Here is a 16,418-nt window from a genome sequence, read left to right as displayed (position 1 = left end):
TTTCTTTATAACACATATACTTTAGCTTTTTGTATAAATAAATATTGATTTACAATGATATTTTTACTTTTCTCTCTCTATTAAAAAATTGTTTATTGGCATATCATAAAGAATTAACCTATTGAATAAAAACTTTAAAATAAACTCAATAACGCTTCTTGTAAGCCCCCTAATGCAAAAACAATACGGAATATAGGGATGAGGAGAGAGTATAGAAATAGCGTTGCTCTGCTGCTTCACAAGCATAACGATGATTCCACTCAAAGGGGTACTATCATTTACAGATAAAGCCTCCTACCATGGCAATGCAAAGAAATGAAATTGACAACAAGGTGAGAAATATCTTTATAAGATGAATTAACTCATACAGGGGTATGCTATTTTTGCACAAAAAAACGCTAAAAATATTGTACTTTTTTATGCCTCAGGTTGAATAATTTTATTACCTTCCCCTATCAAAACACCTTATGAAAAAATATATCTCCAGATCTCTTCACGGCACAGTTTAAATGATTTTTACACATTTTCCCTATGTTATCATACAATTATAAAAAAGTTATGATTTTCTTTTTTTATAATAAATTATATCCTTAACTCTTTCTTTCAATCATTTTAAAATTGTTTTTTGACTCTCTCAAGTATCCTATTAACAATATAGATTTCCTTTTCATATGCATAAAAAATAACGCGGAATTACTCCGCGTTAACAAAATTATCAAGGTGTATAGATTATTATTACTTAAACATACTCATGATTTTATAGCATAGACAACGGTTGTATTAACAGGGCGCGTTTCTGCCTCACCCGTATGGGAAAGAGTTACCTTGTGTGTATGTGCACCAGCAGAAGCTGTTCTCCCTTTCAGGGTCGTATTATAAGTATAATGATTCGGGAGTCTCCCAATATCACCAACGGGCCATCCTACCCCTTGATACTCAAAATTATGCGCATGCTCGCCTGCGTTTTCAATACTCCCAATATGCGTATGTGATTTTATGCTATCTTGTTGTTCATCTGCAAACTTTCTACCACCATCTAAACCCCGACCATTATCAAAGCCGCGTAAAAACATGCCTCTAAAATCAGGAACTTTAAAAGTTTTATTGCTGTCTTTTCCCCATTTATCACCTATTGCCTCGAATAACTGCGGATAATCTTCACGCTTATAGGCCTTACCATCACATAAAAGCCAACCATTTGGCACATTTTGCATAGCAAATGTTGCAATGAATCCAGAGGGGAAACTTTCTATCTTTGGTGGTGTAGGGTTTAATAAATACCAACCCTCATGCTCTTTTATTAAAACACCATTATTGTATACCATTTCATAAATGCCATCTGTTTGAAATTCTCCACCTTCTAATGGTATAATCCCCGCATCAGTGGCTTTATAGATAAGCTTTTCTCCTATATTATTAACAGTTATTGTTGTCACGCCAATATTTACACCACAAGCTTTAAAACGTATGACGATATCATTGTTGTATTTCTTTATAGGCGAAACTGTCTTTAAGGTAATTAATGTTGTTTTATCTTCCAAATTTACTATAAAGCTTGAATTAATAGACCCACCATTATCTGCAAGATATTCGCGCACACGCTGCATCATCGCCCGTGCACTATCATTAACAGAACTAGGCGGCTGTCCTTCTGCCCAATTAATGATACTATCTGAATAAGCATTTTCATCAGCCTTTAGAGACCAATCATAGATATTAGACATTTTAAATCCCCCATTATTTTCATAGTTTTTCTAACAACTTCTCGTTCTGTGCACTAAAATGTGCTGCCGCTGTTGATTGGTACATCATAACCACTGCACCATCCTTATTTACGCATTTTATCTCTCTTCACTCCTTCCAATTTTATAACCTAAATTCACCAGACGCTTTTCATAACATTAGTATTAATGCTTTCTCTTCTAATGTATAATGTAACCACCTCATCTAATGTTACTTAATATCTTGTTTTGTTGCTTTTCTGTTGTTATATAATTATTTTTTCAATTTCGCATCTTGTTGCAAAATTTATAAATACTTCCAAAATTTTTCTTATTATGGATTTCATATAACCATTACTGAATGTAATAACTTATCACCCACATAGAAAGTTTCTGACTTAAACATTATCTTTTTTTATTTTTTCAATAGTTTAAATCTATCTCGTCGATATTTTATACCATATATTTTAAACAAAGAAATTCTATCTTTTAGCTATCATTTGTATTAAAATTTTAAAAATTAGCTTCAAATTTTTTGCATGCTTCATTATGTTTTTATTCACATGCAGATACTGTGTTCTATTTTATTCAATTTATTCCTGAAATTGTGTTACAGGATTATCACCAATGTTTTTTTGAACAAGCTTTTGTTCAATCTAAATACATCATAGAGAATATATTCAATATGGCTATTTCCTCACGCTTTCATTGAACTGAAAATGAAATACTTTGAAATACTAAAGAAACACCACACACCTTCACAAAATTTGAAGGTTGTATCCGATCCGGAAAAAATTAAAAAGCATAACCTAGCGCCCTCCCCCAATTTTTATGAACAATATCCTTGTTTTTTAAACGCCCCATAACTAACTTTTCCCCTCCCACACTTAGCACATCTCCCTCTATATATTATTATATGTATATTTTTTTTGCAAGAACAATAAATCATTCTAAACAACATCTTGCAATTATTGGTGTTCTTCTTAATTCAAGGCAATATTATTTTTATAATAAAGATTAGGTATTGTTTCACGCTTTTGTTTATCGCATTCTTAATGGGAACATCCCCCTCATAAAGAATAAAGTACCTCAAACAAAATATAATGATATTGCATATTACGCACTTTTTAAGAAATATTGCTCAAAATATACTCCTTTCATTTTATGACAGCGCACGTCAATGATACAATAGAAAGCCATTATAGATCATCAGCTTTAAGCTTTTGAAGATACAAGTGGAATCCATCATACATTTTGTTGTCCCCCACGTTTTGACAGCCTCACATCTTAGAATGTTCATTAAATGACATTTGGCTTCCTTTCTTCAAGTGTTTTGCCCCATACGCTCCCACTTATGACGTGCAAGGAAGTGTTTTTATATGAAAAGATATATGATGAGAGGATCTTATGGTATTCTGAGTTATTATTTTAATATGAAAAAAATCTCAATCAGAGCCATAAACTATTTACTTTTCCCTGATAATCCGTTTTTAACTTTATTCTGGTTTATAAAAGCTTCAATATCATAGTTTATCACTTCATAATATCTATTTTCACTCTTAAAAACACACCAAAATCGTTTAAAATATATTTTTATGATTGACAATATAGATATTTAAGCCAACCATATTCGTATTAACAAAAATACTTCAAGTGGGAGGAGGCATGCAAATATTAGAATAGATATTGTATCAGTTTTTCAAAATAACTTTTCTTGAGCTGTATTGGGTTTTCTTTGCTACAAAGCAATACTATCCCTATTCATCTGAATGCTCGTGATTGATAATTTGAATACATCTCCATTAACATCGTAACTCCATTAACATCGCAACCTATTTTTGAACTCCGTGTCTATAAGGAAAAAGTTTGTGCAGAAAAATACTCCATCAATCAGTTGTAGCCCCTTTCCCGCTTCACGCAAAATTTATCAACAGAGCCTTCTCTTTTCTGATGTGCGCGTACCATTGCGTGAAATTTCACTGGCTGATGGCAGTGGTGAAAAACCTTTAAACGTCTACGATACTTCTGGCCCCTACACAGATAAAGATATGATCATTGATATTACAAAGGGCTTGCCAGCAATTAGCTTGCCTTGGCTCTCTAAGCGGAATGATACTGAAACTTATCCTGCACGATTAGTTAAACCTGAAGATAATGGATTGACTTCTGATAAAAACCTTACACCAGCCTTTAAACAAAAGCGTTCTATTTTACGAGCAAAAAATGGCAAAGCAATTACACAAATGGCTTATGCACGCGCAGGCATTATTACCGAAGAAATGGAATATGTGGCTATACGAGAAAATGAAGGATTAGTAGTAAAAGAACGGCAGAATGTACCATCAAATGAAACATTTGCTGGATCAATACCAGAAATTTATACTGCGGAATTTGTTCGCAATGAAATTGCTTGTGGACGCGCCATTATTCCACAAAACATTAATCATCCAGAATGCGAACCCATGATTATTGGGCGTAATTTTCGTGTTAAAATTAATGCCAATATTGGCAATTCAGCAGTAACGTCATCTATGGAAGAAGAAGTTGATAAAATGGTTTGGGCCATTCGCTGGGGAGCAGATACAGTTATGGATCTCTCAACAGGTCGAAATATTCATAATATCCGTGAGTGGATTATTCGAAATTCTCCTGTGCCCATCGGAACAGTTCCTCTTTATCAAGCACTCGAAAAAGTACAGGGTATTGCCGAAAACTTAACATGGGATATTTTCCGTGATACCCTTATTGAGCAAGCAGAGCAAGGTGTTGATTATTTTACCATTCATGCAGGATTAAGATTACCATTTATTCCTATGACCATTGATCGTGTAACAGGTATTGTTTCACGAGGCGGTTCTATTATGGCAAAATGGTGTCTCCATCATCACAAAGAAAGCTTTCTCTATGAACATTTTGATGAAATTTGTGATATTGCAAAAACATATGATATCTCTCTTTCATTAGGAGATGGATTACGCCCTGGCTCTATTGCCGATGCCAATGATGAAGCCCAATTTGCAGAGCTTAAAACTTTGGGAGAATTGACAAAAATTGCTTGGAAAAAAGATGTACAGGTTATGATTGAAGGTCCTGGGCATGTCCCAATGCACAAAATTAAAGAAAATATGGAGCAACAATTAGATCTTTGTCATGAGGCGCCTTTTTATACTTTGGGACCTCTTACAACGGACATTGCTCCTGGTTATGACCATATTACATCAGCAATTGGTGCCGCTATGATTGGATGGTTTGGAACTGCTATGTTGTGTTATGTAACACCTAAAGAACATCTAGGACTGCCCGATAGGAATGACGTAAAAACTGGTGTGATTACTTATAAAATTGCTGCTCATGCCGCTGACCTTGCCAAAGGTTTGCCTAGAGCACAATTGCGCGATAATGCTCTTTCGCGTGCACGATTTGATTTTAGATGGCACGATCAATTTAACCTTTCTCTTGATCCAGAAACAGCCTGTGCCTTTCATGATGAGACAATGCCTAAAGAAGCCCATAAATTGGTGCATTTTTGTTCCATGTGTGGACCAAAATTCTGTTCTATGCGTATTTCCCATGATATTCGTGAGGCAGCCGCAATAAGAAAAACAAAAGGGGAAGGTATGATCGCCATGGCCGAAAAATATCAGAAAAATGGTGACCTTTATATGGAAATTGTTCCTCCTCAAAAAAAGAAAGTAAATAGTTGAAGAACATTCTTATCAAAGGTGCAGGTGTAGGCGGCTTAACAGTTGCCTTTATGTTACAGCAAAAAGGTGCTTCTGTTACTGTATCGGCCCCCCCACATTCACCTATAGGAAGTGCTAGTTGGTATGCAGGAGGAATGCTTGCACCTTACTGTGAAAGGGAAAGTGCAGAACAAATTGTTGAAGATCTTGGTGTACAAGCTATACAATGGTGGCGTGAAACGCTCCCAAACCTTGTCATACAAAAAGGCACTTTAGTGGTTGCACCTACACGAGATAGAGGAGAGCTTGAACGATTTTCTGTGCGTACGCATAATCACAAAACCGTAGATAATACAGAAATAGCTCATCTTGAACCAGATCTTGCGGAACGTTTTAACTGTGCACTCTTTTATGAAAATGAAGCCCATATTGATCCTCGCAAAGCACTTATGGTTTTAAAAGAAAAGCTTCTCAACAATGGAGCCTGTTTTGTTGATGTAGAAATAGCTGAAAAAAATTTTGATATTGTTATTGATGCGACAGGAATAGCACGTTTAGGAAAAGATAAAAATATACGGGGCGTACGCGGCGAAATGCTTCTCGTGCGCTGCACCGATATTAAAATTTCGCGTCCAATTCGTCTTCTTCACCCACGGTTTCCTCTCTACATTGTACCTCGACAAGATAATATTTTTATGATTGGTGCAACGATGATTGAAAGTGACTTTGATGGTGCAATCTCTGTAAGATCAATGATGGAACTGCTCAACGCGGCTTATACTTTACATCCTGCTTTTGCTGAAGCAGAAATTATTGAATCTGGCGTTGGTGTTCGTCCATGTTATCCTAATAACTTCCCTTCTGTGCATAAAAATGGTAACTTTATTTCTATTAATGGATTTTATAGACATGGTTTTCTGTTGTCTCCAGAAATGGCAAAACGAGCAATGGAATTGGCATTGGAATAAAACATGCAAATATTTGTTAATGGTGAAACAGTCCAAACAGAAGTTATGACTCTCGGTCTCTTGCTTGAAGAATTGGGGTATGAAGGAAATTGGCTTGCAACTGCTGTTAACGCTGAAGTTGTTCCCATAGATGCACGAAGCCAATTTGTCTTGCATGAAGGAGATAAAATTGAAATTTTAAGCCCAATGCAAGGAGGCTAAAATTATGCTGAATCTTTATGGACGACAATTCTCTTCCCGTCTTCTATTAGGTACAGCGCAATATCCTTCACCAGCAATCCTTCGTGATGCTATTCATAAATCGAATACGGAAATTGTAACTGTTTCCTTGCGCCGTGAAACTGCAGGTGGAAAACAAGGTGGACAATTTTGGAAATTTCTTCAAGAACTTGGGGTAACAGTGCTTCCTAATACTGCTGGTTGTTATACTGTTAAAGAAGCCGTAACCACAGCGCAATTAGCAAGAGATCTTTTTAAAACAGCTTGGATTAAACTCGAAATTATCGGTAATTCAGACACCTTACAGCCAAATATTTTTTCCTTAATCGAAGCTGCTCAAATTTTAAACAATGAAGGTTTCAAAATTTTTGCCTATACAACGGATGATCTCATTGTTGCTGAAAAACTTTTCGACATTGGTTGCCGTGTTATTATGCCTTGGTGTGCTCCTATTGGTTCTGCCAAAGGACCTCATAATACTGATGGATTGCGTTCTATCCGTGCTTACCTTCCTGATGCTACTCTTGTTATTGATGCCGGCATTGGACGCCCATCACATGCCGCCATTGCAATGGAACTAGGTTATGATGCGGTCCTTCTTAATACCGCAGTTGCTAAAGCAGCTGATCCTGTCTTAATGGCTGAAGCATTTTCTAAAGCTGTTCAAGCAGGACGTATGGGATATAAAGCTGGCATGATCGAAGCACGCAATGTAGCAGTCCCTTCAACACCAATCATTGGAAAAGCGGTATTTTCATGAAACTGGATCCATTTTACCTCATCGTTGATAACGCTGATTGGATTGAACGTTTGCTTCCTCTTGGTATCAAGCTCGTACAATTGCGTATGAAACATGAAAATCAACAAATAATCCGTCAACATATTAAGCGTGCAAAAAACATATGCAATAAATTGGGAGCACAATTAATTATTAATGATCATTGGGAAATAGCAATTGATGAAAAGTGTAATTTTATTCATCTGGGACAAGAAGACCTAAGCAATGCTGATCTTCACGCAATTCGTAAAAGTGGTATAAAAGTTGGTCTTAGTACACATGATGAACATGAATTGGATATCGCACTCTCTGCTAATCCTGAGTATATTGCACTTGGTCCTATTTATCCGACAATCTTTAAAAAAATGAAATGGATGCCGCAAGGACTAGAAAAAATCAAACAATGGAGAAAGCGGATTGGTGCTTTACCTTTGGTGGGTATTGGTGGTTTAACACCAGAACGCGCAGTGGGTGTTTTAAAAGCAGGAGCAAATAGTGCTGCTGTTGTGACTGATATTATCCTCCATAAAAAACCAGAAGAGCGTGTACAGCAGTGGATAAAAGTGACACAAACATGGCGTTGATACCTTCTATTCTTATTGTTGCGGGCACTGATCCAACAGGAGGTGCTGGTATTGTTCGTGATATAGAAACCTCTGCACATTTTCAAATAAAAGCAAATTTAGCAATTACTTGTGTTAACGTACAAGATGATAATCGCGTTGTCGAAATCATTCCAATGCGTGGAGACCTCGTCGCTGCGCAAATGCGTGCTGCCCTAGAAGCAAATCCAATAAGCGCAATAAAAATCGGTATGACGGGGACAAAAGCAATTATAGCAGCAATCTGTAACGTACTCAAAGACTATCCCCATGTTCCAGTTATTTTGGACCCTGTACTTGTCGCTTCATCAGGAGGAAAACTAATAACGGAAACAATCATCGACACGATGATCGATAAACTGCTTCCTCATGTTGATCTTTTAACACCGAATAGAGAAGAACTCGCTCTTCTTAGCAAAAGTCCATTGGCATCTCATGATAAGCAAGCAATACAACAAGCAAAAAAACTTTTGTCATTGGGAGCTCGCTCTATTTTAGTAAAAGGGGGACATGCAGAGGGGCCTCTTGCAATTGATAGCTTCATTGACAAAACTGAAGTCATAAATATCTCTACTCCACGTTTAAAAGGAACAATGCGAGGAACAGGTTGCATTCTCTCAAGCGCTATTGCAGCGCATTTAGCATTAAATGAACCTCTCATTTCAGCTGTAAAAAAAGCAAAAGCATATATCCACACATTGCTTTTAACCCATTGTAAAAATAGTTTATAACGTCTTAGTATTTTCTCATATAAAAGTAATATTTATATATTTCAATTAATATATTTAATATTTTTAATAAAAGTTATTAAATATATATAATAATATAAAATTTATAATTAATCTTATAAATAAAATACTACAAAATTCACTTTCATTAAGTATTAAATATAGAATATAATGATAAAAAATATTATCACACCACTTGCATTCAGTAAAAAATTCTTTTAGTATGAGTGAGTTTAGTCTGTTTAAAAAGTTGAAATAACGCAATTTAAACAAATTATACATTTAAAGATGCATATAATCGCGAACATTCGCATTTTACGATTTGCCTTTTTTGTGAAAAGAGAGAATCCTATCAGCGTTCTTATACATTAATGGCTAGCGAATACATTTAATAAAACTTGAAGGATAATTTTGTTTGATCTATAATCGCTAGATCATTAGAAAAAATAAAATGTTAAATCAAACGCCATGCTCAATTTCCTATGAAGAACTCTTAAACTTTTATAAAGAAAGTGGTGCGGATGCCGTTCTGACAGATTTTCCTATTGATCGTTTTAAGCAGTCTGCTTGTTCAGAGAGAAAATTAATATCTGTCGTGAACATTTCTCATAATCAACAAGCATCTCCCAAAACATCTCCAACCATAAAATTAGATCATCATCAGCTGCATAACTCTAGGACTATACAAAATGAATCCACAGCTATAGAGAGTGCAAAAAATGCAAAGACACTTGATGAATTAAAATCTGCTCTCCTTGCATTTAATGGCTGTTCATTAAAATTGACAGCAAAAAATACCTGTTTTTCAGATGGAACAGCAGGAAGCCCCCTGATGCTTATAGGCGAAGCACCAGGACGAGACGAGGATATACAAGGAATTCCTTTTGTGGGAAAAGCTGGGATGTTGCTTAATAAAATCCTCGCATCAATTGGCTTAACAAGAAATAATGTTTACATTGCCAACACTATTCCTTGGCGTCCGCCAGGAAATCGTACACCAACACCAAGAGAAGTTGCCTTGTGCCGCCCTTTTATTGAACGGCACATTTATTTAGCGCGTCCTCGTGTTCTTATAGCACTAGGAGGCGTTGCTGCACAGTTTCTTACTGGATCTCAAAATGGGATTATCCGAACAAGAGGGAAATGGCATATCTATGAAAGCGAGGATAATATAAAAATACCTGTTATGCCAACTTTCCACCCAGCTTACCTTCTTAGAACCCCTAGTCAAAAGAAGCTTACATGGATAGACTTCTTAGAAGTAAAAAATCGCCTCGACAGCCTTTTGTAATTCTTTAATCCTATATTGCTTCTAAAATTAACACTCCCTTCTTTAACTCTTAAAATACAAATGGGAAAAAACTATGAAACAGCCAATAACATCTATTTATCGTTTGGAAGACTACCAACCAACCCCTTACGTTATCCCTAAAACACAACTTTCTTTCCAATTAGCACCGACAAAAACCTATGTTACAGCCATATTGTCTATTGAATCCCGTCACGATACAAAAGAATTAACACCTCTTGTTCTTTCTGGTGATGATCTTACTTTAATTTCCGTTTCTATTAATGATGAGATATTAGCCCCAAACACTTATAAAGTGACGCCTTCACGTTTAGAAATTACAACGCCACCAACGGCTCCTTTTACATTGAAATTGGTTACAGAACTGAATCCTGAAAGCAACCGCCAACTTATGGGGCTTTACCTTTCAAATGGTGTTTATTGCTCACAATGCGAATCGGAAGGTTTTCGTCGTATTACTTATTTTTACGACCGCCCAGATGTTCTTTCTACCTATAGAGTGAAAATTGAAGCAGATTCCCAAACAATCCCAATCTTGCTTTCCAATGGTAATCTGGTGGAAACAGGAACTTTAGAGAATAATCGCCATTTTGCCATTTGGGAAGATCCTTATCCCAAACCATCTTATCTCTTTGCTTTAGTAGGTGGAGATCTTGATAAGTTAGAAGACCATTTTACAACTGTATCTGGACGACGTATCGAGCTTGGTATCTATGTAGAAAAAGGAAAAACCGAACGCGCAACCTACGCAATGGATGCTCTTAAACGTTCCATGCGTTGGGATGAACAATGTTTCGGACGCGAATATGATCTTGATATTTTCAATATTGTCGCTGTGTCCGACTTTAACATGGGAGCAATGGAAAACAAAGGCCTTAACGTTTTTAATGATAAATATGTTCTTGTCGATCCTGAAACAGCAACCGATCAGGATTATAGAAATGTTGAACGTGTCATTGCACATGAATATTTCCATAATTGGAGCGGTAATCGTGTTACCTGTCGCGATTGGTTTCAACTCTGTTTAAAAGAAGGATTCACTGTTTATCGTGATCAGGAATTTTCATCAGATCAAAATGTACGCAGCCTACAGCGAATTGAAAATGTAAAAGCATTAAAAGCGACGCAATTTGCAGAAGACGCAGGACCTCTTGCGCATCCTGTACGTCCTCGTCAATATAGCCAAATTAATAATTTTTACACCACAACTGTTTATGAAAAAGGTGCTGAAGTTGTTCGCATGATACGAACTATTTTAGGTCCTACTCTTTTTCGTAAAGGCACTGATCTTTATTTTCAACGTCATGATGGACAAGCTTGTACAATTGAAGATTTTATTACCTGTTTTGCTGAAGTGTCTGGTCAAGACTTCTCCCAATTCATGCTATGGTATGAACAGGCAGGAACACCCAATGTAGAAATCGATAGTCATTATAGCGATGGTGTTTTAACAATTCATGCAAAGCAACATATTCCCGTTACCCCACAACAAAATACAAAAAAGCCCATGCTTATCCCTATCGTATTTGGCTTGTTAGGACCTAATGGAGAAAACCTCACCTATGAAGCAGATACAGATATTCAATCAGATGTTATGCTTTTATCCAAGGAAAGCCAAACCTTTACATTAAAGGGACTGCGTGAAAAACCCGTTTTATCACTGCTGCGAGACTTTTCAGCACCAATCATTCTACACACTCCATTCAATGAAAGAGAACTTATTTTTCTTGCACAACATGATGACAATCACATCAATCGCTGGCAATCTCTTAATCATTTAATGACGCAAGCTTTGATTCAAAGCATTCAAGATAAAACACAAGAAAAAGCAACACTTCCTTCTGCTTTGCTAAAGCTGATTGAAACGATCATAACAGATGAAACCTTAGAGCCTGAATTTCGTGCCTTCTGTTTAAATTTACCTAGTGAAGTTGAGCTTGCTCATACAATCGGTAAAAATATTGACCCAAATCGTATTCATTATATCCGCAATCAGTTTTTAGCTTCACTTGCACAAACTCATCAAGAGCTCTTAACAAAATTCTATGGACAAATGCAAACCCAAGAGCCCTATTCACCAAACACTGCACAAGCTGGAAAGCGAGCATTAAAGAATATCATACTGGATTACCTTTCCATTGCTGAAGCCAATCCAAATCGAGCTGCTATACAGTATGCAACAGCTGATAATATGACTGACCGTATGGCGAGTATCGCTGTTCTCGTGAAGCGTTTTAATGAAAATGAGCAGGCACAAAATGCCTTAAATGATTTTGAAAACCGCTATCGGCATGACCCTTTGGTCATGGATAAATGGTTTTCTATTCAAGCAATGGTTGCTGGCACATCAACACTCGAGAATGTTCAAAAGCTCATGCAACATCCGCTGTTTTCACAAGATAATCCTAATCGTGTACGTTCTCTAATCGGTGTTTTTGCCTCTAACAATCTCACGGGCTTTAACAGGATGGATGGAGCATCTTATCATTTTCTTTGCCAAGTCATTTTGGAAATTGACAAAAAAAATCCACAGCTTGCTTCACGATTATTAACAATGATGCGCTCTTGGCGACAATTAGAACCTATTCGACAACAAAAACTTGAAACTGAATTAAAAATGATTGCTGCTGCGCCAAAATTATCAAGCGATGTTGCTGATATCATCAACCGTCTGCTTACTTGAAACAAAAAATTATTTTAAATCAATATGCTATGATATTTTTTAAAATAAATTCTATAAACTATTCGATCATCATTAAACCTATAAACAGGCAATCTAAGCCTGTTTATAGGTCACGTTTAAAGTATTTTTTTCTTTTCATATTCCAAAATCATAAAAGTAAAATTATTTTTTTAAAAAAAAGACTGGACAGAAGACTCCTGTTTTGATTCATTGCACTCGATGGGGTTACTATGAATATCGAAGCAGTTTTTAAATCACATTATTCCAGAATTAAAGGAACGCGAGATGGCTAAATTGGACGCATATAATGCGCCAAGGGAGGTGTATGCTGATTCAAAATCAAGCGCTCAAAGTCGCAAGGAGCGGACAGAGCGTACCAATCTGTTTTCTGGTTCTGCCTATAAAAAACTTCTTTTTATTGAACCTTGGCTGCGACGTTCACTCCCATTTGTAATTCTTGCATTTCTTGTTATACTAGCAGCAATCCGTTTCCTATCAATCTATGATTGGCGCAACACAATTGATAAAAACACGCATTCTACCATCGCTCTCTTAGCTTCTCATATTACCAATACAATCGACCGTGACTTACTTGCCGCCACTCGACAAGGAAAAGCTGCTGCTCTTTCTCATAATCATTTACAAAATATCCTAACCAATTTTCGTAACAAAGGTTTTATAAAAACCAGCGCTGTTATTGCTATTGTCGATCAAAAAGGCAATGTCCTAGCTTCATCAAGTTCCGAGATTGTCTTAGGAAAACCCTTACAGGATTTTACCTCTGAAAGCATTGCTTTACAAGCTCTAGGAAAACATGCTGGAATCATGAAAATTACAATAGGAAAAAATATTCCTGCTCTCGCTTCCTTTCAGCAAACAGAAAATGGACAATATGGGGTATTCATCAGTGAAAAAATGCAACATATTTACATGGAATGGCGGAAAGCTCTCTCGTTAAATATAACCATATTCATTGGAACTAGTGGCGTTATCCTCGCTCTTCTTTATGCTTATTATAACCAAATTATACGAGCACGCAAAACAGATCTTGTTTCAGAAAAAATTCAAAACCGTATTGATATGGCAATGATGCGTGGACGCTGTGGACTATGGGATTGGAATATGGCAAGTGGACGCGTCTACTGGTCACGAGCAATGTACGAAATGCTCGGCTATGTCCCTCAAGATGCATTGCTCTCAATTTCCCAAATTAGCGCCATTATCAATCCAAATGATGCGAATTTTTTTGATCTTGCTCAGGAATTAATGAGCGGTAAAAAAAAGCATATCGATATTAACGTTCCTATGCGTCATGCTGATGGTCATTATGTATGGATGCGCATTCGTGCCGAAGTGACTGAAGAAGAAGAACCCCATTTGGTTGGTATTTCCTTCGATATTAGTGAACAGCAACAATTGGCTGAACAAACAGCGCAAGCCGACCTTCGTATCCGTGATGCGATTGAAAACATTTCAGAATCTTTCGTCTTGTGGGATGCTGAAGGACGTTTAGTCATGTCCAACAGCAAATTTTGCGAATATGCCGCTATTCCTAAACAAATTCTACAATCAGGTATCCAACGTGCAACCGTCGAAGCCATGGCACGTCCTGCACTCAGTGAATATCCCCTTAAAGATGATGGTACTGGTAACTTAACCAGTATTCGCCAAACGGCAGATGGTTGTTGGCTCAAAATTAACGAACGACGAACCCAAGATGGAGGATTGGTTTGTATTGGTACTGACATTTCTGAGCTTAAACAACAACAGGAAAAATTTGAAGACAGTGAAAGGCGTCTTTTTTCTTTCATTCAAGAACTCAAGCGCGCACGAGGGAGTGCTCAACAACGCGCAACAGAAGTTGAAAAACTTAATAAAAGTTTGAAAGCAGAAAAAGAACGCGCCGAAAGTGCTAATAAGGCTAAATCAGAATTTTTAGCCAATATGTCTCATGAATTGCGCACGCCTCTGAATGCTATTCTTGGTTTTTCAGACATCATGTTGCAATCAACTTTTGGTCCTCTTGGTTCACAACGCTATAAGGAATATATGCATGATATTTACAATTCAGGAACCCATCTTCTAACCCTTATCAATGACATCCTTGATATGTCAAAAATCGAAGCAGGAAGATTTACGCTTGATTGTAAAAATACCGATCTTGAGCCCATCATTAGTGAAGCAGTACGAACATTAACGCCTCAAGCTCAAGAAAAAAATATTGTTGTTACAACAAACATTACCCCAGAACTTCATGCTGAAGTTGATGGTCGTGCAATGAAACAGATTTTCCTTAATCTCATCTCTAATGCCGTTAAATTTACGCCTTCTGGTGGAAATATTGATGTCTGCGCTTTCAAGAAAAAAAATAACCTTATTTTTAAAATTACAGATACAGGTGTTGGTATTCCCCAATCAGCAATTAAAAAACTTGGGCAACCTTTTGAACAAGTTGAAAATCAGCTTACTAAATCTCATACGGGCTCAGGTCTTGGCTTAGCCATTTCACGCTCTCTTTTAGAACTCCACAAAGGAAAACTTGAAATTACTTCAAAAGAAATGAAAGGAACAACTGTAACGATTATAATGCCCATCACACAAAGTTAAATTTCTCCATTTTGTTCTCGTTGTAGTAAAATCTGTTTCCGTTTGTCCCCCCAACGATACCCTGAAATAAAACCATTTTTACGCACAACACGATGACAAGGAATGATAACAGCCAATTCGTTACGTGCACAGGCATGAGCAACGGCACGAAAAGCTTTCGGCATACCAATACGGCACGCTAAGATCTCATAGGAAATTGTTTCACCACATGGTATATCACATAATACTGCCCATACTTGTCGTTGAAAAACTGTACCATTTATATCTAAGGGAAAATTATATTTTTTTACCAGCTTAGGTGTTTCTATCATGGCTATAATATGGGCAACTTCTCTCTTAAATGTATTGTCACCTACAACTTGTTGTGCATCACCAAAGCGTATCGTAAACTCCTGTAATAATTGCTCTATAGTGTCTCCTAACGCTATATGACAAATCCCTTTTTGAGACCTAGCCACCAAAAGCTTTCCTATTGATACATCTTTCAGACAGAATACTCTCGTTTGGGAAATATTCAGCATTTTAGCCTTCTTTATATCTTAAAAAGTTTTGAACATCATCCATAAAGTAAAGGGAGAGTATTCACTCTCTTTTAAAAACAAACAAAATCATTCTGAAATTATCTCCTTAGCCATTGTATTAAAATACACTCTCACCTTTTTATGAAATGGAAAGATACATAGATTGACTTTCTTCCTACCCTAAGACGGAAACTTCGACCAGAGCTGATCTATCAACAATCTTGCTTTTTATATAACAGATTCCAATTGAAACCATTTGATATGGTTTATTTCATAAGCTCTCTACAGACAAATCCTGCCCTGAATTCTATCATACACTCTAACAAAAAACACCTTAATGTGGTAAATTTTCATACCTTATATCACAGCTCTAAACGGCAGTATTTTACAGAACAACACGATAAGCTTCCCATTTCATTTTACGAAATCCCATCGCACCATAAATAATGGCTTATGTTTTACAAGCAACAGAAAAAGCGCGTGCTCTCTTAAGCAAAAAACGTCATAAAACACAAAATATGCCGGCAATGGATTAGAAAGATGTTCCGGCTTTTTATGCTCCACGTATGCTTGAATATTCTAATTTGTTGGAGCACTGT

At 36.6% G+C, this 16,418-nt stretch carries 11 protein-coding genes; 9 read left to right on the top strand and 2 right to left on the bottom strand.

Annotated elements, in window-relative coordinates:
• Nucleotides 1–749: 749 nt before the first annotated feature.
• The gene (locus tag ACFIMG_RS04570) at nucleotides 750–1,724 is read right to left on the bottom strand and encodes a tail fiber protein (protein WP_375612960.1); all 975 of its coding nucleotides are present in this window, start codon (nucleotides 1,722–1,724) and stop codon (nucleotides 750–752) included.
• Nucleotides 1,725–3,589: 1,865 nt separating this feature from the next.
• Between ACFIMG_RS04570 and thiC the strand changes: the two genes are divergently transcribed.
• The 9 genes from thiC to ACFIMG_RS04525 all read left to right on the top strand — a co-directional run bounded on the left by thiC (nucleotide 3,590) and on the right by ACFIMG_RS04525 (nucleotide 15,298).
• Complete coding sequence (gene thiC / locus ACFIMG_RS04565) at nucleotides 3,590–5,425, top strand: phosphomethylpyrimidine synthase ThiC (RefSeq protein WP_375629319.1); 1,836 nt, start codon at nucleotides 3,590–3,592, stop codon at nucleotides 5,423–5,425.
• A complete protein-coding gene (locus ACFIMG_RS04560; protein WP_375679019.1) occupies nucleotides 5,422–6,372 on the top strand; it encodes an FAD-dependent oxidoreductase in 951 nt (316 codons plus the stop codon). Before thiC ends, ACFIMG_RS04560 begins: the two co-directional genes overlap by 4 nt.
• 3 nt (nucleotides 6,373–6,375) lie before the next feature.
• Nucleotides 6,376–6,573 carry a sulfur carrier protein ThiS gene (gene thiS, locus ACFIMG_RS04555; protein WP_273791115.1) on the top strand — a complete coding sequence of 66 codons (198 nt, stop codon included), beginning with the start codon at nucleotides 6,376–6,378 and terminating at the stop codon, nucleotides 6,571–6,573.
• A gap of 4 nt (nucleotides 6,574–6,577) precedes the next feature.
• Nucleotides 6,578–7,351 (top strand): thiazole synthase, encoded by a 774-nt coding sequence (locus tag ACFIMG_RS04550; protein ID WP_375611200.1) that lies wholly within the window; start codon nucleotides 6,578–6,580, stop codon nucleotides 7,349–7,351.
• Nucleotides 7,348–7,953, top strand: a complete 606-nt coding sequence (locus ACFIMG_RS04545; RefSeq protein ID WP_375679018.1) for a thiamine phosphate synthase — start codon at nucleotides 7,348–7,350, stop codon at nucleotides 7,951–7,953. The genes ACFIMG_RS04550 and ACFIMG_RS04545 overlap by 4 nt, the downstream gene beginning before the upstream one ends.
• Nucleotides 7,944–8,702, top strand: a complete 759-nt coding sequence (locus ACFIMG_RS04540; RefSeq protein WP_375611294.1) for a hydroxymethylpyrimidine/phosphomethylpyrimidine kinase — start codon at nucleotides 7,944–7,946, stop codon at nucleotides 8,700–8,702. Before ACFIMG_RS04545 ends, ACFIMG_RS04540 begins: the two co-directional genes overlap by 10 nt.
• A 448-nt stretch (nucleotides 8,703–9,150) precedes the next feature.
• Complete coding sequence (locus tag ACFIMG_RS04535; RefSeq protein WP_375679017.1) at nucleotides 9,151–9,990, top strand: uracil-DNA glycosylase family protein; 840 nt, start codon at nucleotides 9,151–9,153, stop codon at nucleotides 9,988–9,990.
• A gap of 73 nt (nucleotides 9,991–10,063) precedes the next feature.
• The gene (gene pepN / locus ACFIMG_RS04530; protein WP_375679016.1) at nucleotides 10,064–12,691 is read left to right on the top strand and encodes an aminopeptidase N; all 2,628 of its coding nucleotides are present in this window, start codon (nucleotides 10,064–10,066) and stop codon (nucleotides 12,689–12,691) included.
• A 285-nt stretch (nucleotides 12,692–12,976) separates the two neighbouring features.
• Nucleotides 12,977–15,298, top strand: coding sequence for an ATP-binding protein (locus tag ACFIMG_RS04525; protein ID WP_375679015.1), 2,322 nt, complete (start codon nucleotides 12,977–12,979; stop codon nucleotides 15,296–15,298).
• Here the strand turns inward: ACFIMG_RS04525 and ACFIMG_RS04520 are convergent.
• Nucleotides 15,295–15,819 carry a methylated-DNA--[protein]-cysteine S-methyltransferase gene (locus ACFIMG_RS04520; protein WP_375679014.1) on the bottom strand — a complete coding sequence of 175 codons (525 nt, stop codon included), beginning with the start codon at nucleotides 15,817–15,819 and terminating at the stop codon, nucleotides 15,295–15,297. The genes ACFIMG_RS04525 and ACFIMG_RS04520 overlap by 4 nt on opposite strands.
• Between the last annotated feature and the right edge of the window lie 599 nt (nucleotides 15,820–16,418).

Source organism: Bartonella sp. AP11XZML (assembly GCF_042196445.1).
Lineage (GTDB): Bacteria > Pseudomonadota > Alphaproteobacteria > Rhizobiales > Rhizobiaceae > Bartonella.
Note: the sequence above shows the minus strand (reverse complement) of the source record. Positions and strands in the feature narration are given on the sequence as shown.